18 protein-coding genes are annotated in these 25275 nt (G+C 67.1%); 8 read left to right on the forward strand and 10 right to left on the reverse strand.

What is annotated here, in order from left to right; genetic code table 11:
• Positions 1-111 precede the first annotated feature (111 nt).
• Positions 112-1905: a methionine--tRNA ligase gene (metG, locus tag AB0878_RS34910; protein ID WP_364049188.1), complete on the reverse strand. Its 1794-nt coding sequence runs from the start codon at positions 1903-1905 to the stop codon at positions 112-114.
• Between the two features lie 62 nt (positions 1906-1967).
• Here metG and AB0878_RS34915 point away from each other — a divergent pair, with 62 nt between their 5' ends.
• The 5 genes from AB0878_RS34915 to AB0878_RS34935 all read left to right on the forward strand — a co-directional run bounded on the left by AB0878_RS34915 (position 1968) and on the right by AB0878_RS34935 (position 6374).
• Positions 1968-2564 carry a helix-turn-helix transcriptional regulator gene (locus AB0878_RS34915; protein ID WP_366584595.1) on the forward strand — a complete coding sequence of 199 codons (597 nt, stop codon included), beginning with the start codon at positions 1968-1970 and terminating at the stop codon, positions 2562-2564.
• A gap of 82 nt (positions 2565-2646) precedes the next feature.
• Positions 2647-3639 (forward strand): ATP-binding cassette domain-containing protein, encoded by a 993-nt coding sequence (locus AB0878_RS34920; RefSeq protein WP_366584597.1) that lies wholly within the window; start codon positions 2647-2649, stop codon positions 3637-3639.
• On the forward strand, positions 3629-4393 hold the full coding sequence (locus tag AB0878_RS34925; protein WP_366584599.1) for an ABC transporter permease: 765 nt from the start codon (positions 3629-3631) through the stop codon (positions 4391-4393). Before AB0878_RS34920 ends, AB0878_RS34925 begins: the two co-directional genes overlap by 11 nt.
• Positions 4394-4483: 90 nt before the next feature.
• Positions 4484-5095 carry a GH25 family lysozyme gene (locus AB0878_RS34930; protein WP_366584601.1) on the forward strand — a complete coding sequence of 204 codons (612 nt, stop codon included), beginning with the start codon at positions 4484-4486 and terminating at the stop codon, positions 5093-5095.
• Between the two features lie 34 nt (positions 5096-5129).
• Entirely contained in the window at positions 5130-6374 is a 1245-nt protein-coding gene (locus tag AB0878_RS34935; protein ID WP_366584603.1) for an aminodeoxychorismate synthase component I, read from the forward strand.
• 175 nt (positions 6375-6549) lie between these two features.
• Here the strand turns inward: AB0878_RS34935 and AB0878_RS34940 are convergent, their stop codons facing one another.
• The gene (locus AB0878_RS34940) at positions 6550-7506 is read right to left on the reverse strand and encodes a zinc-binding dehydrogenase (RefSeq protein ID WP_366584605.1); all 957 of its coding nucleotides are present in this window, start codon (positions 7504-7506) and stop codon (positions 6550-6552) included.
• Between the two features lie 227 nt (positions 7507-7733).
• Here AB0878_RS34940 and AB0878_RS34945 point away from each other — a divergent pair, with 227 nt between their 5' ends.
• Entirely contained in the window at positions 7734-8204 is a 471-nt protein-coding gene (locus tag AB0878_RS34945; RefSeq protein ID WP_366584826.1) for a QsdR family transcriptional regulator, read from the forward strand.
• A 51-nt stretch (positions 8205-8255) separates the two neighbouring features.
• Here the strand turns inward: AB0878_RS34945 and AB0878_RS34950 are convergent, their stop codons facing one another.
• Entirely contained in the window at positions 8256-8642 is a 387-nt protein-coding gene (locus AB0878_RS34950; RefSeq protein ID WP_366584607.1) for a hypothetical protein, read from the reverse strand.
• Positions 8643-8659: 17 nt separating this feature from the next.
• Positions 8660-15244: an RHS repeat-associated core domain-containing protein gene (locus tag AB0878_RS34955; protein ID WP_366584609.1), complete on the reverse strand. Its 6585-nt coding sequence runs from the start codon at positions 15242-15244 to the stop codon at positions 8660-8662.
• Positions 15245-15263: 19 nt separating this feature from the next.
• On the opposite strand from AB0878_RS34955, the gene AB0878_RS34960 reads away from it, so the two are divergent.
• A complete protein-coding gene (locus AB0878_RS34960) occupies positions 15264-15557 on the forward strand; it encodes a hypothetical protein (protein ID WP_366584611.1) in 294 nt (97 codons plus the stop codon).
• A 1-nt stretch (position 15558) separates the two neighbouring features.
• Here AB0878_RS34960 and AB0878_RS34965 read toward each other — a convergent pair whose 3' ends face one another.
• The 5 genes from AB0878_RS34965 to rsmI all read right to left on the reverse strand — a co-directional run bounded on the left by AB0878_RS34965 (position 15559) and on the right by rsmI (position 22901).
• Positions 15559-19731, reverse strand: coding sequence for a LamG domain-containing protein (locus tag AB0878_RS34965; RefSeq protein ID WP_366584613.1), 4173 nt, complete (start codon positions 19729-19731; stop codon positions 15559-15561).
• 1142 nt (positions 19732-20873) lie between these two features.
• Entirely contained in the window at positions 20874-21068 is a 195-nt protein-coding gene (locus tag AB0878_RS34970) for a hypothetical protein (protein ID WP_366584615.1), read from the reverse strand.
• A 3-nt stretch (positions 21069-21071) separates the two neighbouring features.
• A complete protein-coding gene (locus AB0878_RS34975) occupies positions 21072-21479 on the reverse strand; it encodes an SMI1/KNR4 family protein (RefSeq protein ID WP_366584617.1) in 408 nt (135 codons plus the stop codon).
• 12 nt (positions 21480-21491) lie between these two features.
• Positions 21492-21875 (reverse strand): hypothetical protein, encoded by a 384-nt coding sequence (locus AB0878_RS34980; protein WP_366584619.1) that lies wholly within the window; start codon positions 21873-21875, stop codon positions 21492-21494.
• Positions 21876-22073: 198 nt separating this feature from the next.
• Positions 22074-22901, reverse strand: a complete 828-nt coding sequence (gene rsmI, locus AB0878_RS34985; protein WP_366584621.1) for a 16S rRNA (cytidine(1402)-2'-O)-methyltransferase — start codon at positions 22899-22901, stop codon at positions 22074-22076.
• Between the two features lie 54 nt (positions 22902-22955).
• On the opposite strand from rsmI, the gene AB0878_RS34990 reads away from it, so the two are divergent.
• Positions 22956-24524, forward strand: coding sequence for a phospholipid carrier-dependent glycosyltransferase (locus AB0878_RS34990; RefSeq protein ID WP_366584623.1), 1569 nt, complete (start codon positions 22956-22958; stop codon positions 24522-24524).
• On the opposite strand, the gene AB0878_RS34995 is transcribed toward AB0878_RS34990, so the two are convergent.
• Complete coding sequence (locus AB0878_RS34995; RefSeq protein WP_366584625.1) at positions 24475-25257, reverse strand: helix-turn-helix transcriptional regulator; 783 nt, start codon at positions 25255-25257, stop codon at positions 24475-24477. The genes AB0878_RS34990 and AB0878_RS34995 overlap by 50 nt on opposite strands.
• Positions 25258-25275: the final 18 nt, after the last annotated feature.

The raw sequence follows: 25275 nt of genomic DNA on the forward strand, positions 1-25275 counted from the left end.
ACACGCACCCCCACCTCGCCCTACTGAGAAAACCTCAATGTGGCGTTCGGTGCGCTCAACGCACCCCATGCGGCGTTCGGTGCGGCCGGCGCACCGAACGCCGCATGGGGGTCACTTGACGATCGGCGCCCAGTCGGGGCCGGTCTCGCCGAGGCCCGGGTCGAGCTTGGTGAACAGCGGCGTCGGCTTCTGCAGCGGACGGCCGACCTCGATCGGCTGCGACTCCCACTTGGCCTGCTCGCCCGCGTAGTCGCCGGTCAGGATCGGGTTGATCCGGCCCGGGATGTCGAGGTCCTCGACCTCCTGCAGCTCCGGCTGCGCGGCCCACACGCCCGTGCCGCCCAGCGCCTCGTGCACCTTCTGCGCCGAGTGCGGCAGGAACGGCGTGAGCAGCGTGTTCGCGTCGCTGACCACCTGCAACGCCGTGTGCAGCACGCTGTCACGGCGCGCGGGGTCGTCCTTGAGCTTCCACGGCTCCTGGTCCGACAGGTACCGGTTCGCCGCCGTGACCACGCGCATGGCCTCGGACGCCGCCGCCTTGAAGCGCGAGCGGGCCAGGTGGGCACCGGCGACGTCGAACGCCTTGCGCGACAGCGTCTTCAGCTCCTCGTCGGCCGCCGTGGGGGCGTCCGGACGCGGGATCGCGCCGACGTTCTTGTGCGCCATCGAGATCGAGCGGTTCACGAGGTTGCCCCACTCGTTGGCCAGCTCGAAGTTCGTGCGGCGGACGAACTCGTCCCACGTGAAGTCGGTGTCCTGCGTCTCCGGGCCCGCCACGGAGATGAAGTAGCGCAGCGCGTCGGGGCCGAATTCGCGCAGGAAGTCGTGCACGTAGATGACGGTGCCGCGCGAGGTGGAGAACTTCGAGCCGCTCATGGTGAGGAACTCGCTGGACACGATCTCGTCGGGCAGGTGCAGCTTGCCGTACTTACCCGGCTGGCCGCCGTGGTCGCCCTCGCCGTTGTGGCCGAGCAGCAGCGCCGGCCAGATCTGGGCGTGGAAGGTGATGTTGTCCTTGCCCATGAAGTAATAGGAGCGCGCGTCGGCGTTGTTCCACCACTCCTGCCACGCGTCGGGGTTGCCGGAGCGGCGGGCCCACTCGACGCTGGCGGAGAAGTAGCCGATCACCGCGTCGAACCACACGTAGAAGCGCTTCATCGACTGGTCGCGCCAGCCGTCGAGCGGGATCTTCACGCCCCAGTCGAGGTCGCGCGTGATCGGGCGCGGGCGCATGTCGTCGATGAGGTTCTTGGTGAAGTTGAGGACGTTCGGGCGCCAGTCGTTCTTCGTCGACAGCCAGTCGCCGAGCGTCTTGGTGAACGCAGGCAGGTCGAGGAAGTAGTGCTCGGTCTCCACGAACTTCGGCGTCTCGCCGTTGATGCGCGAGTGCGGGTTGATGAGCTCGGCGGCGTCGAGCTGGTTGCCGCAGTTGTCGCACTGGTCGCCGCGCGCGAACTCGTAACCGCAGATCGGGCAGGTGCCCTCGACGTAGCGGTCGGGCAGCGTGCGCCCGGTCGACGGGCTGATCGCGCCGCGCGTGGTCTTGGGGACCACGTAGCCGTTGCGGTTGAGCGCGAGGAAGATCTGCTGCGTGACCTCGGCGTGGTTGCCGGTGGAGGTGCGGGTGAACAGGTCGTAGGACAGGCCGAGGCCGCGCAGGTCCTCGTCGATCTGGCGGGTGTACTTGTCGGCGGTCTGCTGCGGGGTGAGGCCCTCGTTGTCGGCCTGGACGGTGATCGGCGTGCCGTGTTCGTCGGTACCGGACACCATGAGCACCCGGTTGCCGGCCATTCGCTGGTAGCGGGAGAAGACGTCGGACGGGACGCCGAATCCGGATACGTGGCCGATGTGGCGGGGGCCGTTGGCGTAGGGCCAGGCCACCGCTGTCAACACAGAGGTGCTCATACCTGTTTAGCCTACGGAAACCGTCCAAGGCATTGTTGGGCGGTACGCGAAGGGAGAACGCGGTGTCGGCGACGCGTCTGCTCGTGCTCGGCGTGGTGCGCATGTTCGGCCGGGCGCACGGCTACCAGGTGCGCCGGGAGCTGCTCACGTGGTCGGCGGAGAAGTGGGCGAACGTCCAGCCGGGCTCGATCTACCACGCGCTGAAGAAGATGACGGCCGAGAACCTGCTGGAGAAGGTGGACGTCGAGCCCGGCGACTCGGGGCCCGACCGCGTCGCCTACCGGCTGACCGACGACGGCGAGCAGGAGTTCCAGCTGCTGCTGACCCGGGCGTTGTCCGACCCCGAGGTGGGTCATCCGGAGATGTCGGCGGGCATCGGGCTCATGCCCGCGCTGCCCCGCCAGCACGCGATCAGCCTGCTGCGGCAGCGGCTCGTGCACCTCGAAGGCGAGGAGCGGCGGGCGCGGCTGATGCTCGACGATCAGGCCGATTGGGGCCAGCCGCCGCACGTCGTGGAGCTGTTCCGGCTGTGGGCCGGCATCTCGGGCGCGAGCCACACGTGGCTGGAGCAGCTGATCGAACGCCTCGAGAAGGGCGAGTACGTGATGGCCGACGACGCCGAACCGTTGTTCCGCAACCCGCCGAGTAATCAACTTTGACTAGCGCAACCGGCTCGGGCACAGTGTGCTCGTCGATTAGTCAACTTTGACTAGTTGATCTCTGGGAGGAGAGGGGTTCTTCATGATCACGGCACGCGGCCTCGAGCGGCGGTTCCGCCGCAAGGGCCGGGGCGGGGGTGAAGTCCACGCCGTCAAGGGGGTCGACCTCGATGTGGAGGCCGGCGAGCTGGTGGGGTTCCTGGGCCCGAACGGGGCGGGCAAGACGACGACCCTGCGCATGCTCACCACGCTGCTGAAGCCGTCGGCCGGGACGGCGACCGTCGGCGGGCACGACCTGCTCGCCGATCCGCTGGGGGTCCGGCGCAACATCGGCTACGTCGCGCAGGGCGGGGGCGCGTCGCCGGAGGTGCGCGTCGCCGAGGAGATCGAGCTACAGGGCCGGCTCTACGGCATGTCCAAGGCCGACGCGATCGCGCGCGGCGCGGTGCTGAGCGAGCAGCTCGACCTCGCGGGGCTGGACCAGCGGCTCACGAAAACGCTGTCCGGGGGTCAGCGACGGCGGCTCGACATCGTGCTCGGGCTCGTGCACAACCCGGGTCTGGTGTTCCTCGACGAGCCCTCGACCGGGCTCGACCCGCAGAGCCGCGCGAACCTGTGGGACCACATCCGGCGGCTGCGCGCGGAGCACGGCGTGACGATCTTCCTGACCACGCACTACCTCGACGAGGCCGACGCGCTGGCCGACCGGCTGATCGTGATCGACGACGGCCGAATTGTCGCCGAGGGCACGCCCGATTCGCTGAAGTCCCGGGTTTCCGGCGACGGCGTGGTGATCCGCGTCGACCCGTCGGTGGCCACGGACGCGGCGGATGTCGCCCGCCAGCTCACGGGCGCGCACGAGTTCGACGTGGCCGGCGGGTCGATCCGCTTCCGCGTGCCGCGCGGCGACACGGCCATGCCGGAGCTGCTGCGCGCGCTCGACGCGAAGGGCATCGTGATGGAGTCCATGCAGGTCACGCGCCCGACGCTCGACGACGTGTTCCTCACCCTGACCGGCCGCACCCTACGTGACGCCGAGCAGCCGAGTTCCCCGGAGGTGTCCGGTGTTGCTTGACGTCTGGCTGATCTTCCGCCGCGACATGACGGCGGCGCTGCGCAATCCCGCGTGGCTGCTGATCGGGATCATGCAGCCGCTGCTGTACCTGTTCTTCTTCGGGCCCCTGCTGGTGAAGACGCTTAACGCGCAGGGCCTGTCCGACGTCGACGGCTGGATGGTGCTCACCCCCGCGCTCATCGCGCAGCTGGCGCTGTTCGGCAGCTCGTTCGTCGGGTTCTCGCTGCTCGCCGACTACCGCTCCGGCGTGGTCGAACGGCTGCGCGTCACACCGGTGAGCCGCGCGGCGCTGCTGCTCGGGAAGGTGCTGGCCAACGCGTTGCAGGCGGTGGTGCAGTCGGTGCTGATCATCGTGCTCGCGTACCTGGTGTTCGACCTGAATGCGCCGGTCGGCGGGGTGCTGCTGAGCCTGCTGATCGTGTTCCTGCTGGCGCTGACGCTGGCTTCGTGTTCATACGCGCTGGCGCTCACGTTGAAGAGCGAGGAGTCGTTCCCCGCGCTGCTCAACGCGGTGCTCATGCCGCTGCTCCTGCTGTCCGGGATCCTCATCCCGATCACGGCCGGGCTGGCGCCGAAATGGCTGTACACGATTTCGCAGATCAATCCGTTCCGGCATGTGGTGGACGTGGAGCGCAACAGCTTCCGCGGCGACTACTCCATGGACGCGTTGTTCACCGGCAGCGTGGTGGTGCTCGTGATGGCCGCGCTCGCGATCTGGTGGGGCACGCGCACGTTCCAGCGGGAAAACGCCTGATCGGACGTCGGACACGCCGGGGTTCGATTTGTGCCGCCGCTCGTTTGCCGACGTAGGGTGGCCTTTCACTTCACCGGACGTGGGGCTGGCGTGACCGAACCGGAGAGCGAGCGTGGGCTCACGCTCACCCATCGCGAGCAGGTGCTCGACTGGACGGCGGTGCGTGCCGCCGACGTCCGCTTCGCGTCGGTGACGATCAGCGAGAACGTGAACTGGCGCGACCCCGGCGCGGAACGGATGCTCACGTCGGCTCAGCACGCGGGCCTGCACACCGGCGCCCGGCACTTCGCGCGGCCGGGCGCCGTGCACGACCAGGCCGAGCACTTCGTGCGGACGGCCAGCAAGCTCGGGGCTTTTGCGCCCGGCTCGCTGGCCCCCGCGCTGGAAGTGGACGCGGTCAGCGTCGACGACCGGTTCGTAAAGGCGTGGATCAAGCACGTGCGGCACGCGGCCCGGATCCGGCGAGTGCTCGTGTACGCCGGGCACGACTGCTGGGCCCATCGCCTGCACCCCGACCGCTGGGCCGACCCCGACGTGGTGCTGTGGCTGGTGCGGCACAACGGCATTCCCGGCCGGCCCGGCTGGTTCCACGCGCGGCTCGGGCTGCACCAGCACGCGTTCTCCAGGCTGCCGGGCGTGGCGGGACCGGTCGCGCAGGACGCGGTGGTCTATCCGTTCACTATGTCGGACGTGCTGCTCTGATTTTCTTGTCGGGGCCACTTGGCAAGATGTGCGCATGCGGTTCTGGCGGCAGCGGCTTTCGACGGACGTGACACCTTCACGGGCCGTGGTGTTGCTGTCGGCTTTCGCTGCGGCGCAGGGGCGGCCAGGGCCGGCGGCGCTGTGCGGGTCGTGGTTCGGGTCGTCGGCGGTGGTGGCGCCGTTTGTGTCGGTGTCCGCTGGGCCGTTTCCTTCTGGTTTCTCGTTTGACGCACCTGAGGAGTGCGTCGGAGGCGGGTGGTTCGGGTATCTGTCGTACGACTCGGCTGATCCCTCTGGGCGTTCTTCCGGGGTGCCTCGGTCCGCTTGGGGGTGGGCCGATCACGTGCTGCGGTGGGATTCTTTGGGTGACTGCTGGTTCGAGTCACTGGCGGATGACCCGAGGCCACTGTTGTCCACTGTGGAGGAGGCGCTGTCCTCTTATTCTTCGTTGACGTGGACGGCTTCGGTGTTGGAGCGCCCTTCTGTTGCTTCGCACGAGCAGGCGGTGAAGTCGTGCGTTGCCGCGATTGAGGCGGGCGAGCTTTTTCAGGCGAACATCTGCACGCGGTTCACGGGGTCTTTTTCGGGTTCCGCCGCGGCACTGTTCTCGGAGGGCGTGCGGCGGTTGTCGCCGACGAGGGCTGCTTTTGTTGGCGGTGCTTGGGGTTCCGTGGTTTCGCTGTCGCCGGAACTGTTTTTGTCGCGCCGGGGTCGCCGGGTTTCTTCGGTGCCGATCAAGGGGACTCTGCCGCGCCGGGGCCCTGCTGACGACGGGAATGCTCTGCTGCTGCGGCAATCAGCCAAGGACGTCGCCGAGAACGTGATGATCACCGACCTCGTACGCAACGACCTGGGGCGGGTGTGCGCGGTCGGGAGCGTGGTGGTGCCGTCCTTGCTGACCGTGTCACCGGCGCCGGGGGTGTGGCACCTGGCGTCCACGGTGGAGGGCGTGTTGCCATCCGGCGTTTCGGACTCTGCGTTGCTGGCCGCGACTTTCCCCCCAGGCTCGGTCACGGGGGCGCCGAAGATCCGGGCGTTGTCGGAGATCGCCACCCTGGAACCGGTGCCGCGCGGCGTTTACACGGGCGCGGTCGGGTTGTTGTCGCCGGTGGCGGGCCTGGAGCTGAACGTCGCGATCCGCACCTTCGAGATCTCCTCGGGCCGGATCGCCCTGGGCGTCGGCGGCGGCATCACGGCGGATTCGGACAGCGCAGCGGAGTGGCAGGAGTGTCTCCACAAGGCCGCCCCTCTGGAGACACTCCTGGCCACACCTGTTTAGGTCAGCTTTTGCGCCGCATGGACGCCTGCGGTTCAGCTCAGCCTTCGCGCCACACGGACGCCTGCGGTTCAGCTCAGCCTTCGCGCCGCCTTTCGCCTTGTCGGCTTCGCGGCGACCCGATCGCTCGTGCTGACCCGCCCGACCGGGGTAGGTTTCCCGGCCGAGCGTTGTCTCGCTACTTGCGAGGGTCGAGCAGCAGCTTGCCGACTGTGCCACGGGAACGCAGGGCTTCGTGGGCTTTCCGGGCGTCCTGGAGCGCGTACTCGCCGCCGGCGATGGCGCGGAGCTTGCCGTCCTGGATCAGGGCGAAGAGGTCGTTCAGGGCAGTGCCGAACACGTTGCCCGGCAGGCGGAAGACGTGCGGCAGCCACATGCCGGTGACCGTGGTGCTGTGCCCGAGCAGATTCCTGAGCTCAAGAGCCTTCGGCTGCTTCCGGCTCGCCATGCCGTAGAACGCCAACCGCCCGAACGGCGCCAGCGCCGCGATGCTCTGGTCGGTCGTCGCGCCACCCACCATGTCGAGGATGACGTCGATGCGCTTGCCACCGTTGGCCTCGACGAGCGCTTCGGTCATGTTCTCGGCGTTCGAGTCGACCGTCGCGTCGGCGCCGAGTTCCGTCGCGAGGTTCCGCTTCTCTTCACTGCTCGCCGTCGCGATCACTCGCCCGGCGCCCCACGCCTTGGCGAGCTGCACCGCGATCGTCCCGACCCCACCGGCCGCCGCGTGGACCACCACGGACTCGCCGGCTTCGAGGTGCGCGTTCTTCTTGAGCAGCACCCAGGCCGTCGTCCCCTGCACCAGCATCGAGAGGGCGTGCAGATCATCGACACCCTCGGGCACGTCGAACGCCATGAGGCTGTTCGCGACGGCCTTCTCCGCGTACCCGCCGCTGTTGATGAGCGCGACCTTGCGCTGACCCGCGGCGGTCTTCCCGACCACCTCACCACCGGGCACCAGCGGCAACTTGCTCGGCGCGAGGTACGAGTTCTCCGCCTGATGCGTATCCGCGTAGTTGACCCCGATCCGGTCCACGTCGATCAGGATCTCGTCGGCCCCGGCCTCGGGCTCCGGCAGCTCGACGAGGTTGAGCACCTCGGGCCCACCGAACTCGGTCACCTGCACAGCACGCATCTTGGTTTCGCCACCTCTTCGTTCGCGGTCTCTTGGCGAGACACTTTGCCAGATGTCTCACCGATGCGACACTCCGTGGTAACGTCTCACACATCGACACGCCTTCTGACCCCCACCCGACCCGCGCGACGACCTCGAACTCGGTCCCGACGTTCGCCTCACGTCCAGACCCCGCCACCGCGTTCGCCCTGGCCCGCGCCTGGTTCCTGGCCGGCCGCCGCGTGGACATGCGCGAGCTGGCCACGGAACTGGGCGTCTCGCGCGCCACCCTCCACCGCTGGCTCGGCAGCCGCGACCACCTCCTGGGCGAAATCCTGTGGTCGGAAACTTCCCTGGTATTCGACAACGTGTCCTTCACCGGCCGTGGCGCCGCCGGCGTGGCAGACGCGATCGGAGCTTTCGTCTCCCTGGTGAACGGCTCGGTCGCCTTTCGTACCTTCCTGCAACGCGAACCCGAGCGGGCACTGCGGTTGCTGACGACGAAGGCCAGCGTCGTCCAGTCGCGCACCATCGCCCAACTGACGGACCTCCTGACAACCGAGATCACCGCAGGGCGCCTGGCGTCACCTTTGCCAGCACCGGACCTCGCCTACGTCCTCGTCCGCCTGGGCGAGTCGTTCATCTACACGGACATCATCACGGGCGAGGAACCTGACGCCGCGAAGGCCCACATCGCCATCTCTCTACTGCTTACTTAGTGTTGCACAGTACTAGATTTTGCCGCACACCAAATATTCAATCACGGCTCCCTACTCACAATCGCAATCATCAGTATGCATATCCAATATCAGTCTTCCACCTACCGATGCGAGCAAGGAAACAAAATCAGCATCGAAGCCGACGCTGTCTTGGCCTCGCCTGGGCGTCCAGCTGATCATAATATTTATGTCCGCGGCGTCGGGTAAATTTGCCAGGCGATCAGCCCGCTCACTGATGACCTGGGAAACCAAATCAAGCTGGCTACTCAGGGACTCGTCGCCAGACTCGTACATATCCCTCACCCACCAGTTCGCGCCGACGCGCGCCTCCTCCACGACACTCGATCGAAGACCCAATTTCTCTTCGACTTCGAGCAGTGAGATCGACTCAAGGGAAACCCTCAGCGATACTCTCGCCCATTCTTCGTCGTCACACATCAAAACACTCCTGAGCACTAAGGCCGACGACCCCGATTTGCGCCACGGCCGCCATAGTCTTCGGGATCCGGCAAATAGTCATGAATATTCCCAATAGAGTCCTCACTTGGACACCCACAGGGCAGCTTCGTGTGAACCTCTCCCGTATTGACGTCTACCATAATATCCGGATTACTTCGCGCTCCTCCAAGCTTTCCCTGTCGCTTAACCGCGTGAATAGCATCCTTCACCTCACGAACACTGCGATCTAAAGACTTCGCAATCCTCGCTTCCTTAGAAACAAATTTCCCTTCAGGCGCAATGTAGTCTTCACCGCAGTTATGAACGAGGAGAGAACCAAATATACCAGCCACAAAAAAATCATGAATTCGGTCGACTGTCAGGTCGTATACGGAGGCACTCTGGGTGAAGTGCCGAACCGCGACGATTGTCGACGCGTGGTCATCAGCCGAGTGTAGGTGATCGCCGGGCTTCAGGTCGCCGATGGCCGTCCAGCCGCGGCCTTCAACCCAGAAGAGGTGCCAGTCCGTGGCTGTGACCGTGCCCGACTTGCCGTCTGACTCGACAGTGATCTGCGTGCGGGCGTCCTCGTCACCGTGGACGATGGTGCCCACCACAGTGTGACGTTCCTGTACGCCAGTCGCCGGGTCCGTCGTGAGGACGACGTCGCCGTTGTGAACCTGCTCGATCGACTTGGTTGTCCCGTCGGCCAGGAGAACCTGCGTGCCGGCGACGAAGCTGTTGCAGTCGGGGTGGCTCGAGCCAGAACCGGCGCTGCTCTCCGACGTACCTGAAGCCTTCGCCTCCTCGGCCGCCTGCTTCGCCTGTGCCGCGGACTCCTGCGCCTCGACGGCCATCTGCTCCGCGTCCGCGCCAGCGCGCTCGGCGTCGGCGAGGACACGTTCGGTGTCGACGACGACCTTTTCGGCCTTCTCAACCTCGCGGCCGAAGGTGACCAGAGCGCGGGCGCCCTTCCAGAAGGCCTCGACGATTTCGCCGGTCTTGAGGATCTTGCCCCACGGAATGAAGCTGATGATCGTCCTGACGCAAGCGCCGATCGCTCCCTGCGTTACGCAGTCCTTGATGTCGTCCCAGCCGATAAGGCTTTTGACGAGCTCCCCCGCGGCGTCGACGAAAACATCCCACTTGGACTTCTTAGCCGTGGCTTGAGCCTGGTGATACGCATCGAGGTCGACGTTGTGGCTCGCGACATATTGGTCTCGCTTCGCTTTACCTGACTGCTTCGCTTGTTGTGCAGCCTGACGCTGAGCCTCAGTGTGATAAAGCTGCCCACAGTTGCACGTTTTTCCCTGCGGTGTGTCCGAATAGCACCAGCGCCCGTCGTCACCACCGAACACCACGCACGCCGCCAACCCATCCGGGTCCGACATCGTCACCGGTGAGTTATTAGCGTACGAGTATGCGTTGAAGGACTGCGGACTCGCCGGATTCAGCTCCGGGTCTGTCTTCGTGAACCGCCCCGTCGTCGGGTCGTACTCGCGGGCGCCGAGGTGTGTCAGCCCCGTCGTGTCCTGATAGCCACCCACGAAGCCGTGCTTGTCGGGCCAGGTGGAGGTTTCCGCGCGGGCGTTCCCGAACGGGTCGGTGTACCGCTTGGTCGGCTGCAGAGTCCCCTGGGTAACCGACAGGTCGCCGGTTCCCTGCAGGTCGCCGAGCATCCACTTCAACCCGGCCGAGCCCGCGCGCTCCGCGATCTGGCTGCCGCCGTGCTCGTAGAAGCGGATCGCCGAAGTGGCGTGGGTGCCGGCGGTCTGGAAGATCTCGAGGTCACCGATAGAGAGGGTCGCCCCGGTCGGGTCGTGGGAGATCAGGCGGTTGCCGTCGGCGTCGTAGACGTAGCTGCTCTGCCCGCCCGGGTCGGTTTCGGTGGCTGTGTGGCCCTCGGAGTCGTAGGTGTAGGTCTGGGTGTCACCGCCGACGTCCCGGGTCTTGGTCGCACCCGACTCGTCGTAGGTGTACGACGTGGTCGAGGTACCGGTCGGACCCGTCGTCGCTGTGGCCTGGAGGCCGTGCGGACCGACGGCGTCGGGGCCCGCGTCGGGATAGTTGTACGTCGTGGTGACGTCGCCCGCGGCCTGATGTTCAACCTGCGTGCGGCGGTTGCCAGACTTGTCGTAGGTGTAGGAGTCCCAGTACGGCGCGGCGCCCGCCAGCGTCGACGAAGACCTCTGCGTGGCGCAGTCGCCCGAGGACGGCGTCCACGCGTCCGTCAGGCGCTGGAGGTAGTCGTAGTCGAAGCACTGGATGTCGGAAGTGCCCGCCGCCGGGGTGTCCGAAATCTTCCGGACGTTGCCTGCGGGGTCGTAGGTGTAGCTGCGCTTCGTGAGCTCGCTGCCGACCTGAGCTTCACGGCTGACGGTCGTCGTCTGTGGGCGGCGGGTGATCGTGTCGTAGGTCTGGGTCACGCCGACGTTGGAAGGCGATGTGAGACCGTCGAGCTGCAGCGTCGACATTTCGTTGAGCTGCGTGTAACCCGTCGCCGAGACGAGGTCCGTCCGGGCGCCGTTGGAGTCGAGCGTGTACGTCGTGGCCGGCCGGCCGAGAGCGGTGTACGTGTGCTCGATGTGCTCCTGCAGCAGGTTGCCGGCCTTGGGGCTGACGTTCTCGGTGACCGCGCCGGTCACGTCGTACTTAGTGGAGAACTCGTACGTCCCGGCGAGCGCGTCTTCCTTCGCCGGGATGTCGACCGCGGTCTTGGTCGGGCGCCCGAACGCGTCGTAGGACTCCACGCGATTGACGTACGCCGATGAGCCGTCGAACCGGGTCGAGGCGACGGGCTGACCGAGACCGTGCGTCAGGGTGTCGTAAGTCCAGGTGGCCAGCACCGGGCCGGTCGGCGAGTCCTGGGTTTCAGCTGTTTTCCGGCCCAGCTCGTCATAGGTGTAGAAGAGCTTCTTTCCCCGTGCGTCCGTTGTGGACGTGAGCTGACCGGCTGCGTCGTAGCCGAACGTCGCGGCCCCTGCATCGGGGTCGGTCTGCGCGATCTTGCGACCCCGGAGGTCGTAGCTCATCGTCCACTTGTTGCCAGAGGAGTCGGTCATCGCGGTCATGGCACCGGCCGCGTTGTACGTGTAATTGGTTACGTCAGCCGGGTTCACACCACCCGGCGTGTACCCGCTGGTGTACTGGAGCTGCTGGATCGGCTGCCCCTGCACATCGGACACCACCGTGACCGGCGAGCCACCCGCCGGCGGAATGGTCGTCGTCCGGTCGCCTGCGTAGATGGTGGTCGTCCGCCACTGCTCCACGCCCTTCGACATCAGGATCGACGCGGTCTGCCTTCCCCTGGTGTCGTACTCGTTCACCGTCTGATTCACGACGACGTTGTCCGCGACGGAAACGAGGTTTCCCGAGGGCGCAGAAGTGCCGTCGAAGTAGGCACCGTTCGTCTTGAACGGCAACCCCCTCGAGTCGTACATCGTGTCCGTGATGATCCGGCCGCCGCCCTCGGCGGGCACCTGGGTCTGCCGAGCACGCCCGAGGCCGTCGTAGATCGCGTACGAATCGCTGTAGGTGCTGTTGGCCTGCAAGGTTTTCGTGTGCACCGTCGTCGGCGCGGTGTTGCTCTCGGTGTACTCGAACTTCGCCGTCGGAGACGAAGTCGTCGACTGGCCGGGGTTCCAGACCGCCGTTTTGCGACCGAGGGCGTCGTAGGTGATATCGGTGCGGATGTTGTTCGCGTCGACCGACGACGTGGGGTTTCCGCGCGCCGGCTCGACAGTGGTCGTCGACGTCCAGCCCTTCGGGTTGGTGATCGTGGTCGCCGTCACGGGCCCGCCCACTGCGGGCGTGAACGCGGTCTTGGTCTCCTTGCCGAACACGTCGAACGCCGACGTCTCGCGACCGTAGTCGTCGTAGGAGTTCTTGCTGGTCGGCACGAAGTGCTTGCCCGACGCGTCCCACGAGTCCAGCGTGTCGTTCTCCGTGATGTCACCCTTGGTCGGCGCGCTGCCGAAGGTGCCGTGGTCGTAGATGACCTGGACGTCGGTGATGTTGTTCTCCGACGTCGCGGAGCCCGCGCAGGTACCGCCGAACATCGAAACCTCGTCGGCACGATCGAACATGCCGGCGTTGTTCACGACGTATGTCGTCTTCGTGCACGTGTCATCGGCAGCGTTCGCGAGATCGCCGAGGTCCTCCTGCTGGACGACCTGACCGTTGTCGTCGAACTTCTTGTTCACCTGCGTGCGCTGGTAGGTCTTGCCGTCGGAGAGCAGGCTCCGGCCCCGAACGGTGCCGGTGTCGATCATATACGCCTTGAGCAGGCCGTCGGAGCTCGTCGCCGTCGGCCCCCGCAGCCACGGGTCGTTGATCGACGAGGAGTCGATCGTCTTGCCGTCGTCCAGGTAGCTGCGGCTCTCCCGCACGAAGCCCTGCAACGGGTCCTGGTCGACGATCGAGCCACCGTCGGAGTCTGGCACCGAGACGTGCCGCGTGCCATTGGTGAGGTGGTCACCGTCCATCCCACGCAGGTAAACGGATTCACTCACGGTTCGTGTCTTGCCGACGGCACCGATCGAGGTGGTCACGCGGTCGTAGCCGCGCCATTCGCCCCAGGTCTTCTGCGCAGCGGGCGTGAACTGCCCTTCGTCGTAGTGCCAGGCCGCTCCGTCGACCGGGTAGTCGTAGTGGGTCTCGACCGGCTGCGCGGACGGGTCGACGCCATCTTCTTCGCGGACGTCGGTGACCACGAACTTGTTGAAATAGTCGAGCACCGGGTCCTTGGCCTCGGGCGGGCTCCAGTAGGACGCGTAGCACCGATAGGTGTCCGTCTCCGGCGAAGCCGGCATCTTCTGGCCGGGGACACAGTCCTCCGCCGAGTAGTTGACGGTGATCCGCCCACCCGTCTCCGTGCGGATCTCCTTGATCCGGCTTCGGGTCAGCGCGGCGTACTTGTCGTTCAACGTGTCGACGCGGTTCGCGAAGATGTACCGGTCGAACGTCGTCGGCGGCAGGGTGATCGGGGTGGGACCGCTCTTGCCCGTGTGCGTGATCGAAGTCAGCCAAAGCGCGGGTGGCGCGGCGTCGCCCGACCCGGGGAAGTCCTGGGCCAGATCCCATTCGTCGATGTCGTGCGGCGTGGTGCCCGTGAAGTACTGCGTGTGCACAGCGACGAGCCGCTTGCGAGTGAAGAACGCCGGAGAGCCATAGTCGCAGGTCTTGCCGGCGGCGCAGATCTGATCGAACGGCACATCGGGCCAGTGCCCCGCGTTCTCCCTGGTGAGCTGGGCCGGGTCGCAAGCGAAGGTCGACGTCGGGATGCACCGTTCCGCGGTGTCGAACACGACGCGGTGCGTGGGATCACTGCCGTACACGCTGTTGTCCGCCAGCCGCAGGCCGTACTCGACCCGCAGCGGGTAGCCGCCGGCGGTGTAGGCGGTTCCCGCGCTGGTGGCGTTGAGGTTCAGCCCGTAGTAGTTGGTTTCCGGTTGGTAGTAGAACGTGCTGACGTTGCCGTGCGGATCGACGATGTAGTCGAGGTTCCAACGCCACGCCTGGTTGCAGAAAGAGTGGGCGAAATCGTCGGCCTTGTAGCAATCCTCACCGGGGTTGTTGCCGAAAACGGGGACAGTCCAGGCCGAATGCGTCTCAGGCTTGCCGGTCGTCCAGCCGGGAAGGTGGTTCATGCCGAGGAAATACTGGGTGCCGTCGCCCGTGGTCACCTTCCAGTACTGACCGTGCGACACGTCGTTGGCGGCACCGGTCAGCAGCTCCACCTTGGAACCGTCGTCCTCCTTGGGACGCCACAAGGTGTCCGAGACCTTGATCAGCTCGGTCGACTTCCCACCGAGCACCAGCGTCGCGTTGTCGACACCCCAGCACTCGTCTCCGGTCTTGGTCTGGCCGTTGTTCCCGCCGAGGTCTTCACTGCACGACTGGTAGTGCCGTTCGACGTAGCCGCCCGGCGTGAAGTCCCAGCCGTCGCCGACCCACGACGTCTGGTTGTTCGTCGCCGAAGTCAATCCGTCGATGCTGCCCGACGAGTAAGCGAGGGCGAGGTTGGGGGTCTCACCTCCCGGTGCGTTCGCAGCGGGGAACGAGTAGGTGTAGGAGAAGTCGCCGGAAGCACCTCCGCTGGACCACGAGCCCGCGGGCGACAGAGGCAGCGCCGTGGGTGCCCCCGCGGACCCTTCCGACGCCGCCGCGACGGCGAGCACCTGGGGTTGTGCGAATGCGTTGGCCGTCATCGGGACGTCCGCCGTGACCTGTTTCGCCGCCGCGTCGTTGGTGGATCCCGGTACCAGCGTCCGTTTGCGACAGACCGGATCGTTCGGAGTTGTGAGCGCACAAGCCGGCATCGTGTACAGACGCAGCCGGTCGGCCCAGCCACCACCGAACGCACCCGCGAACGAACCGTAGTCAAAGCTGACGTGTGCGGGGTCGCCCTTGCCGGCGTTTCCGCCCACGGCGAGGACGACACCTTCCAGCCCCAGGGCATTCGAGGTCTTCTGATCCGCGACGTGGACGTGCAACGACACCGGTGCCGAGTCGGGCCGGCTGCGCCCCACCCGAACCGGGGTGTTGCCCACGTGCGCCTGAGCCGCGGACGCAGTGAACTGCTTCGCGTGCAGCGAGTCCACCGAAGGCAAAGAGACATCGGTGTCCGACGCGGCCGGCCAGACCGGCTTCAAGACGGGAGCGGACCCGACCTTGATCGGCGGAAGCTTGCGGAGTTTCGCCGGCGTGACCGGCGTGCTCGCCACCTTTTCGCCGGCCGGTACCGACCAGTCCGATCCGGGCCTGGGCGGTGCCGCGACCGCCGTGCCGCCGGAGGAGAAGACCACAGCGACGAGCGCGATCGCGGTGGCTCGCGTGAACCTGCCTGCTCTGGCCCATCTTCTGCCAGCACGCATGGATGACCTGCCCAATCGTCAGAAGCGGAAGGAGAAGTGAGCTACGGGTGGTCGACGATCGTGTCGGCGTTGATGTGCTGGGTGTCCAGCACGCCGGTGTAGATCCGCACGCCGCGGACGTCGCCGTACCAGTAGTCGGAGTCCTGGCCCTGCCAGCGACCACGACCGAGGAAGAGGTCTTCGAGGTCGTCGGCTCCGTTGAAACCGACCACATTGGACGTACACGTCGTCGGGTACTGGAAGGCATCCGTCGTGGCGTAGAGGCACGCTGTGTGCGAGACGGCGTCGTATGTACCGGTCAGGTGCGTCCACACGTTGTCCTGCGCGTCCACATCAGGAAGGGCGTACCACGCGGCCCCGTCGGCCGGAGTCGCCCGCTGCTCGGTCATGAGCCAGCTCCAGCGCGGACGCCAGACACCTGAGGCGTCCTTCACCCCGCGGTAGCCGAGCAGGTAGGGCGAAAACACCGACGAGTTGACCCCGACCGCGGCGCGACCAGGTCGGTCGATGCCCGCGGTGTCGGTCGGATCGACCAGCTTCTCCGCGTCTGCGTCGGCCTGCGTCCAGGTGTGCCGCACCCACGCTTCGACGGTGAAGCTTCGATCACTGCGCAGGTTCACCGGTCGCGGAGCCTCGATCTGGCCGCCGGTGTTGTGACCGAACCGGGCGACGTCGACGCCATCTTCATCGGTCGTCAGGCTCGCGCCACCGGACACCGTTCCCGTTGCTCCCGTGACGCCGTCCTCAGCAGAGCCGTCCAGCTGGTAGTCGGCTCGCAGCACCGGCGTGTTCGCCAGCCCGGCGATCTCCGGAGCCTGCAGGGGACGGTCCCACACCTCTACCTGGTCGATCCCGCCCGCGTACGCGGTGGCGACCTGACCGCCGGGGTTGGTTTTGCCGATCGACAACGGCCCCACCGACCGGATGACCGTCCCCGCGGGCACCGCGGTCTGCACCGATAGCTGGCCGTTGATGTAGAGCAGCTCCTTGCCTGCTCCTGCGTCGAAGACGGCGGTCAGGTGGGTCCACAGACCGGCGCTCGGCGCGGTCGGCGAAACCGCCCAGCGGATGTTCGCCGCGGAGCCGTCGGCATCCGCCGCGGCCACGCCTGCTCCCCAATGAGCCGCGGACATGGTCAACGCGAATCCGTTGGCGTGAGTGCTCTCCTGGACGACCAGGGCGTGATCACCGAGGTCCGCCGGTTTCACCCACGCCGAGACGGTGAAGCTCTGGGAGGTGTCCACCACCGGTCCCGAAGTCTGGACGGAACCCGCATTCGGGAACACGAGCCCTTGGCCGGTCGTCTGGCCGACCGCGTCTTCGGTGGCCGACTGGCCGGCCGCGTCGCTGTAACCGGCGCCGAACGGCTGCGCTCCAGTCGTGGTGAGGCGGCCATCGGTTCCCGTCGCGTCCGCCGTGTTCCCGTCCAGCTGATACTCACGGACCGGGTTCAGCCCCGTGGGAACGCCGTTGTTGCCGTACAAAGTGCCAACCTCGGCGGCGCTGAGGGCATGGTCGAAGGCCGACACCTCGTCTACCGCACCCTTGAACGGAGCAGTGCGAACACCGGCGTTCTTCCCCGTCCCGATGGTGAACGCTCCACTGAACGCCGGTTCCGAAACGTTCACGGTCTGCTGGGCCTGGCCTCCCACGTACAACGTCGCGGTGTGCGCCGACGCGTCATACACACCGGTCAAGTGCGTCCAGGTGCCGGTCTGCGGCGTCGCCGACGACGTTGCCACTGTGACCGCGGGACTCGACGCGTCGGCGCTGCTCAGCGCAAACGCCCACTGCCCGCTGGGGAGGTACTCCAAGGAGAAACCGTCGGTCTGGCTGCCTTCCTGCGCGACCACGGTCCGGGTGCTCGTGCCGAGCTCACTGGCGTTGGCCCACGCAGACACGGAGAACGACTTGCTGGTGTCGAGCACTCCGGCGCTGGTTTCGAAGAGGTCGCCGGACTGCCCGCTGAGCGCCGCCGCCTGTCCGACGCGTCCAGCGCCGAAGTTCGGGGCACCGGCGCCCGCGTAGCGCAGACCCGGGACCGAAGAAGTCCCGTTGCCCTCGAGTTGCCACGAGGCAACCGGTGCGGTTGCGTCCTTCACGGAGAAGGCGTAGTCAGAACGCGTCGACGGCGTACGGGCCCGGTTGCACGACCAGACGCTCAGCACGTGTGGTCCGGACATCCCGGGAGTGATCGCCGCAGTGCCGGGACCGTTGAACGCTGCCGGCTTCACGGTTCCCGGCTCGACGCCGTCACACAGCGGCGAGGCGGTGCTGTCCAGGCGCCAGACGTAGTGGTCCACCGTCGTCGGCGAGTTGGCCACGGTGAACGTGAAGTCCCCAGGCCGGCTGGGGCCGCCGCCGAAGCCGCCGCGAGGATACGTTTGCGAAGCAACAGTCGGTGCGACCGGTGGACTGAGCTCGACCTCGACCTCGCAGGGCACGGCCCACGACGTCTCCCTGCCGTCCGTCGAGTGCACATCCCACGAGTAGAAACCGTCGGCGTTCATCTCCGTGAGCGGAAGCGTGACCGCGGCGTTGCGGTTGTTCTTGTTCGTGTCGCTCACCACGTTGTCGACACCGAACTCCTGGCCGTCCCAGTGGTAGTCCGACGCCGAAACCAGTCCCTTGTAGACACGGAAACCGGCGTAGAGCGTGTAGCCGTCGGGGTCAGAGACGTTCGCGCGCGCGACGTACCCGGTGCCGGTGCGGCCGACGACCGGCCGGTCTGCGCCCATGACGCAGGGGAAAGCCTGACTGCCGTTGAAAAGAGCGAGGTTGGTGGGCTGGTTCGGCTGGGAGTTGTAGGTGATCGCGAATCCGACCTGCGTCGAGTAGCGCTTCCACGTCGCCTGGTCACCTTCGTTCGGCGACAAGATGCCGAATGTCCAGGTCGGCGAGTTTCCACCAACCGCCGAAGCGATCGTGGACGTGATGTTGTAGCTCACGTTGGTCGGGCACCCGACGACGCTCGCGATCGTCTGGAGCGACTGCGGGCCGCTGCCGAACCGCAGACCGGAGTGGATCGCCCCGGCCCACACGATGTTGTTCGAGGCTGAGCAGGAACCTGGTTGAGATAGGGACAAGTTGAGCTTCGCGTCGTAGATCTTCTTGCCTGCCATACCAGCCAGGCTCATTTCGACGTACGAGCGTGCGGTGACCAGGTGCGAGCCGCTGCAGGTCGCCTGCGGGTCGTTGACGTACCCGGCGCGGAGGGAGTCGTCGGAGTCCCAGACGGCGTCTCCGGGTGTCTTCCCGGAGCCACAGGCATACTGCACGAGGTAGTGGTTGCGCACGCACGGTCCGCAGAAGTTGTCGTGCCAGGTCGGGTCGATGAACACCGGGTACGCGGTGTCCGCGCCACCCAGCAGCGCCTGGTCGGGGGTGAGCGTCAGTTTCGAACCGGCCAGATCTTCCGCCACGCCTGCCTGCCGCCCGCCGGGAGCAGGACCGCGCACCAGGTCGACGTCACCGACGCCTGAGGAGTCCCACATCACCGCGGGCTGCGCGGTGAACTTCTCGGCTCCTTGAAGGTCCTTGGCGTGGAGGGTGCCGTCGGCGTCCTTCGTGACCGAGCCGTTTTCGACCGGCACGGTGAACTCGAGCGACGCGAGCGCCGGATTCTTGGCGGCGTCGGCGTTCTTGACGACAACCACCTCGTGGATCGTGTCGACGTCCACTTCCACCCGAAGATCTACTCCGGGGAGGACATCGGCATAGGTCGCCGTGCTGCCGTCGATCGTCGGCTCAGGAAGGGAACCGACCCAGTCGAGGCCCACGCTCGTGCCATCCCTGGTCAGCTCGACCAGCGGCTGGCCGTCGGGCGGCGCCGTCTCCGCGGCGCGAGCCCGCGCGAGGTGAACATCCGTGGTCGCGGCCCGCGGCGCGAGCGCACCCGGCTGGGCGACGAGGGTTGAGTCCGGGGCGACCCAGGACCCGTTCTTCCGGACGCGCACGGGCCTGACGTGGCTGGTCGTGGTCAGGGTTCCGTCGGGGTTCGCCACGGTTTCCGCGGTCTCGGTGGTCGAACCGGTCACCTGCACCGCCTTGCGCCCCAGCTGGGCGAGCCGTACTGCGGTTGAGGTGTCAGCTGCAGTGTCGGGAACCGCCGCGAGGGTGTCAGCGGCCGCCGGACGCAAAAAGGCCGTGGCCGGGAAGACCCCGAACGCCACGGCCAGCACCACGAAGACAGCACCGAGTCTCGATCTCAGCATGGACGTGCGCAGCTTGAAAGACACCGCAAGAATCCCCTCGTTAGCCACCGAACGCCGGTGGCGCCCCGGAGAAGGCTTGTCGATCATCGAGCCGGAGAAAAGCGGCCGAACGGATTAACTCACGCCGACCTCACCCGAACCAGACCAAACAGACATTGCCGACCTCACTGATGGTCACTGGGTCAAATGGCGGAATCGGGATAGACCGAGAAATGAAGTTAAAACTCTTGTTACCAAACATTGATCAACGACGAGTTGGATCTCTTGATTTTCATTCTTTCTCGAATCACCGAGTGGCTGCTTCCGTCCCCCAAGGATGTCCGCCCGAAGGTTCGGCCGCCTATTTTGAACCCCCACATCGACCGCTCACGCTGGTCAAGACCAATCTTCAGCCGCCCCGGGAGAGCAACATGCTTAGCGTGCCAGCAGCAATGGTTGAGTCTTCAATCAATCTTTGCCACGCATTCGAAGTCACCGACAAGCATGGCGGGAATCCCGGAATCAGCCTTGTTCGACCAGGTCAAGCGCAAAGTTGACCCCCGCGCCGCCATCATCCACGCAAACCGACCATTATTACTGAAAGTAACCGACAAGGACACCTGCCAAGTAGCCTGGCCACCCAATACGGATATTCGGGACATACACATCATGGTGACAACCGTCACAATTCGACACGTCTGCACGTTCGGCGAGCCTCGCCACCAAAGGCGAAAAATCTTAACGATCTTCAATCATTCGCAGAAAAGCACCGTCGCTCGATCGCCACGGAGAGAAAGGCCGCACCGTCGTCGACGGCGTAAATCTCCACGGCGGGCAGCTTCGTGCAGGACACAGCCAGCCGGACCTGATCCGGCGCAGCCGCCGCTGGCTCACTCATTCGTCGTGGGTCCAATCCCCGACCAACCCAAGGCGATCAGAGCTGCCCTTTTCGCCGCCACCGAGCGAAGGCTGAGGGCCGCTCGGGCTCGGTCTCGACGCGGAGAGGGAGGGAGAGCTCGTACTGCAGCAACGCCGTGAAGGACGGCCACCCAAATGACGGCGCCTCTTCTCCTTTGACGTACACAACGACTTCCGAGCCGGCCGCGTGCGGGCCTCCCATGACGTAGAACTCGCACTCCAGATGCATCCCGACGACAACGAAGTCACCGGCACGCGCGATCCGGCTGCGAAGCGACGACCCGGCGGCCCATGAGCGACAGGAAGCTCCGCCACTCCCCCGGCAGCTCGGCGACGTTCTGATCGCGCCTGACCTCCTCGATCTCGGCCTCTGAGAGGCCGACGACGTCCGTCTTTCCGTACCGGCCCCGCAGAACGCGCGCGATCTCGTCGATGTCCACCCGTCACTCCAGCTTGCCGAGAAACTCCGCGAACGAACCCGCCACCCGCCGCGGCACACGGTCTTCGTCGACGTACACGACGGCGGGCTCGCCGGCCGGGCCGGAGGCGGAGTAGTCGAGCATCACGGTGTCGTGGCCACCTGACGGCGTCGTCCCGATCACGACCCCGACGTCCGGGTAGTCCCACTCCGCGATGAGGTACGCGCTGCCGAACTCGCCGTCGATGCCGTCCGGGCCGCCGATGCCCAGCAACGCCTCGATCTCGAAGTGGTCCTCGGCCCATGACGTCGGGAAGGGAGTCGGACACCGGCGGCGCAGGAGCGGGCCGGCGGCCAACGCGGCCAGGTAGCTGCGCGGCAGCCGCACGCCCAGCACGTGCTCCGCTGCGGCCACCCGCGATGGCTCATCCACAGCTCCACTCCTTCACGACGGTCGGCAGAACTCGGCCCGGAAGCGCGCTTCGAGCGCCGGGCCGAACCGCGCGCCCGTCAGCTCCCACACGGTGGAGTCGTGGCCGACGAGCACGAACTCGCCGACGCCCCGCTCGGGTGAGTCGGGGGCCAGGTCCTCGGCGCGTTCGACAGCGACGAGCGTGCAGTCGACAGTCTGGCGGATGCCACGCGCGAACTCGACCAGCCGGGGCCACGTGAGTACGTAGCCGCTCGGACTCGCCAGTGCTTTCCCCTCAAGGCCCTCCGGGTCCCCGCCGAAGCCGTAGAACTCGTACAGGCTCCAGACGAGATCTTCGCCGGGGAGCAGGGCGAGGATGTCGCGCAGCTCGGTCAGGCGGCGGTCGGCGGTGGTCATCGGGAAGGAGAACACGGCTACCACCGCAGGTTCAGGTCGTCGTCCCACATGGCCGGTTCCGGGTGCTCGAGTCGAGGTCCGCTGGGGCGTCGGCGAAGGCGATCAGGGCGGCGGGTCTCATACGAAAACCGTAGCGAGGACCGACAACCGAATATCCCCTTCACGGCGGGAGGACGGGACCAGTCAACTCGCCCAAGATCACTTCCGGGAAGCGACCACAGCGTCATAAAGGTCCTTTTTAGACACCCCCGCCGCCTCCGCCACCTCAGCCGCCACGGCCTTCAGTCGCTCCCCCTCGGCCACGCGGGCGGAGACCTCCGAAACCAGGTCCGAAACCGACACGGCGGCGGCCACGGCCCCCTCCAGCACCACGGTGATCTCACCCCGCACCCCATCCGCAGCCCACGAGGCCAGTGAGCCCAGAGTGCCGCGTTTGACCTCTTCGTACGTCTTCGTCAGTTCGCGGCACACGGCGGCCCGGCGGGAAGCGCCCAGGGCCGCGGCGGCGTCCGATAAAAGGGACCCCAGCCGGTGCGGCGACTCGAAGAACACGACTGTCCGCGGCTCCGACGCCAAAGCGGCGAACCACCGCGCGCGCTCTCCCGGCTTGCGCGGCGCGAAGCCCTCGAAGCAGAAGCGGTCGCAGGGCAAACCGGACAAAGCCAGCGCCGTCGTCACCGCGGAGGGGCCCGGCAGGCAGGTCACCGGCAGGTCTTCCGCGACGCAGGCCGCGACGAGGCGGAAGCCCGGGTCCGACACCGAGGGCATGCCGGCGTCGGTCACGAGCAGCACGGTCGAGCCGGAGCGCAGGGCGTCCAGCAGCCCGGGCAGGCGCGCGGTCTCCACGTCCTCGTAGAAGGACACCACGCGCCCGGAAGGGGTGACGCCCAGCGAAGAAGCCAGTGAGCGCAGGCGGCGGGTGTCCTCGGCGGCGATGACGTCCGCCGAGGCCAGGGCGGAGACCAGGCGCGCCGAAGCGTCGCCCGGGTCGCCCAGCGGGGTGGCGGCGAGCACGAGACGTCCCATGCCCGCCAGCCTAACGACACGGCCATCACACCCGGGGTCGTAGTATCAGGCCCCGTGACCGCGCTGCTGACCCGTCCCGACGACGAGAGCGTGCGGCCGGACCCGGTCGACGCGCTGCGACCGCCGACCGACCGCGAGGCCACGCTGCTGGGCCGCGGCATGCCGACCGACCGCCTGCGCGGCTGGCTCGTCACGCTGATCCTCACGGTGATCGGTGGCGTCGTGCGCCTGCAGAACCTCGGGGTGCCCACGGATCACGGCACGCCGGTGTTCGACGAGAAGCACTACGTGCCCCAGGCGGCGCAGATGCTGCGCAACGGCGGGTACGAGGACAACGCCGGCTACGAGCTCATCGTGCACCCGCCGCTGGCGAAGGACTTCATCGCGATCGGCGAGTGGCTGTTCGGCTACAACGGCTGGGGCTGGCGCATCATGCCGGCGCTCGCGGGCACGCTGATCATCCTGCTCACCATCCGTATCGCGCGGCGGCTCACGCGCTCGACGCTGCTCGGCGGCATCGCGGGCCTCCTCGTGATCAGCGACGGCGTGCTGCACCTGCAGTCGCGCATGGGGATGCTCGACATCTTCATCGCGCTGTTCGTGCTGGCCGCGTTCGCGTGTGTGCTGTGCGACCGCGACCAGGTGCGGCAACGGCTGGCCGTCGCGGTGCGCGAGGGCTGGGTCAACGAGTCGGTGTGGGGGCCGAAGCTCGGGTTCCGCTGGTGGCGCTTCGCCGCGGGGCTGATGATCGGGCTGACGTTCGGCGTGAAGTGGTCGGCGCTGTACTACATCGCGGCGTTCGGCCTGCTCACGGTGTTCTTCGACGTCGCGGCGCGGCGCGCGGCGGGCGTCGAGCGGCCGTGGGTGGGGACGATCCGGCGGGACGTCGCGCCGGCGTTGTGGGCGATCGTCGCGATCCCGCTGCTGATGTACTTGGCCGCGTTCTGGGCGTGGTTCGCCAGCGAGACGGCCACCGACCGGCACTACACCGAGATCAAGGACATCGACCCCGGCCTGTTCGCCTGGGTGCCGCCCGCGTTGCGCTCGCTCGGCGACTACACGCTGAACGTCCTGCACTTCCACGAAACACTGCTGACGCCCAAGGACAACCCGCACCCGTGGGAGTCGAAGCCGTGGACGTGGCCCATGGGCCTGCGCCCGATGCTCTACTACTACGACAGCGCCGTCACCGGCTGCGGCGAGTCGCGCTGCGTCGGCGCGACGATGCTGATCGGCACGCCCGCGATGTGGTGGCTCGCGCTGCCGATGCTCGGCTGGGGGCTGTGGCGCTGGATCTTCCGCGCCGACTGGCGCTACGCCGCCGTGCTCACGGCCTACTTCGCCGGGCTGCTGCCGTGGTTCACGAACATCGACCGGCAGATGTACTTCTTCTACGCCACGCCGATGGCGCCGTTCCTGGTGCTCGGTTTGGTACTCGTGCTGGGGCAGATCCTCGGCGGTGCCCGGCGCGGGTTCGAACGGCGGGGCACCGGTCTGCTCGTCGTGGCGCTCTACACGGGACTCGTGGTGGCGAACTTCGTGTGGCTGTGGCCGATCCTCAACGGGGTGCCGATCACGACCGCGCAATGGAACGCGGAGATGTGGTTGCCCTCGTGGCGGTAGCGGCGGTGAAGTAGGCCCCGGGCGGCACTCCGACCGCCCGCCGGAACGCCGCGACGAACGCGCTCGCCGTCGCGTATCCCACGCGGTGCGCGACGGTCGTCATCGGCAGACCTTCGGCGAGCAACGGCAGCGACGCCCGCAGCCTTACCTGCGTGCGCCAGGTCCCGAAGGTCATACGGCAGTCGCGCACGAACGCGCGCGCCAGCGTCCGCTCGCTCGCCCCGACAGCGCGGCCCAGCTCGGCCAGCCCGCGGCGGTCGGCGGGGTCGGCGAGCACCATCGCCTCGACGTCCCGCGCCCGCGGATCCTCCGGCGACGGCACCACGATCGGCGCGACGTCCACCGGCTCCAGCACGTCGAACACCACGGCCTCGGCGCGTTCGCGGGCGTCCTGCGCCGGGTTGCCCGTGAGGTACTCCAGCAGCTCCCGCAGCAACGGTCCCACCGCGACGATCCGCGGCTGCGCCCAGGCCACCGGGCACTTCTGCGGATCCGCGTAGACACCGCGCAGCTCCGCGTTGGCCACGGCACCCGTCCGGTGCGGCACGCCGGCGGGCACCCACAACGCACGCGTCGGCGGCAGCACCCAGTGCGCTTCGCCGATGCCGACGGCGACCACGCCCGCGGCCGCCCACACGAGCTGGTGCACCGGGTGCTCGTGCCACGGGTACCACGCCCCCGCGGGCAACCGCAGCTCACCGAGGAGCATCGCGCCTTGACCGGTTGACGACATGGCTTGGCAGCCTATCGG

Origin of the sequence: Amycolatopsis sp. NPDC047767 (assembly GCF_040704195.1) — a bacterium.
GTDB lineage: Bacteria > Actinomycetota > Actinomycetes > Mycobacteriales > Pseudonocardiaceae > Amycolatopsis.

Excerpts from the sequence above, each read along its gene's own strand:
- AB0878_RS34980 (WP_366584619.1), bottom strand. The coding sequence starts at position 21,875 with ATGACCACCGCCGACCGCCGCCTGACCGAGCTGCGCGACATCCTCGCC.
- metG (WP_364049188.1), bottom strand. The coding sequence starts at position 1,905 with ATGAGCACCTCTGTGTTGACAGCGGTGGCCTGGCCCTACGCCAACGGC.
- AB0878_RS34920 (WP_366584597.1), top strand. The coding sequence starts at position 2,647 with ATGATCACGGCACGCGGCCTCGAGCGGCGGTTCCGCCGCAAGGGCCGG.
- AB0878_RS34935 (WP_366584603.1), top strand. The coding sequence starts at position 5,130 with ATGCGGTTCTGGCGGCAGCGGCTTTCGACGGACGTGACACCTTCACGG.
- AB0878_RS34945 (WP_366584826.1), top strand. The coding sequence starts at position 7,734 with ATGCGCGAGCTGGCCACGGAACTGGGCGTCTCGCGCGCCACCCTCCAC.
- rsmI (WP_366584621.1), bottom strand. The coding sequence starts at position 22,901 with ATGGGACGTCTCGTGCTCGCCGCCACCCCGCTGGGCGACCCGGGCGAC.
- AB0878_RS34950 (WP_366584607.1), bottom strand. The coding sequence starts at position 8,642 with ATGTGTGACGACGAAGAATGGGCGAGAGTATCGCTGAGGGTTTCCCTT.
- AB0878_RS34995 (WP_366584625.1), bottom strand. The coding sequence starts at position 25,257 with ATGTCGTCAACCGGTCAAGGCGCGATGCTCCTCGGTGAGCTGCGGTTG.
- AB0878_RS34940 (WP_366584605.1), bottom strand. The coding sequence starts at position 7,506 with ATGCGTGCTGTGCAGGTGACCGAGTTCGGTGGGCCCGAGGTGCTCAAC.
- AB0878_RS34965 (WP_366584613.1), bottom strand. The coding sequence starts at position 19,731 with ATGCTGAGATCGAGACTCGGTGCTGTCTTCGTGGTGCTGGCCGTGGCG.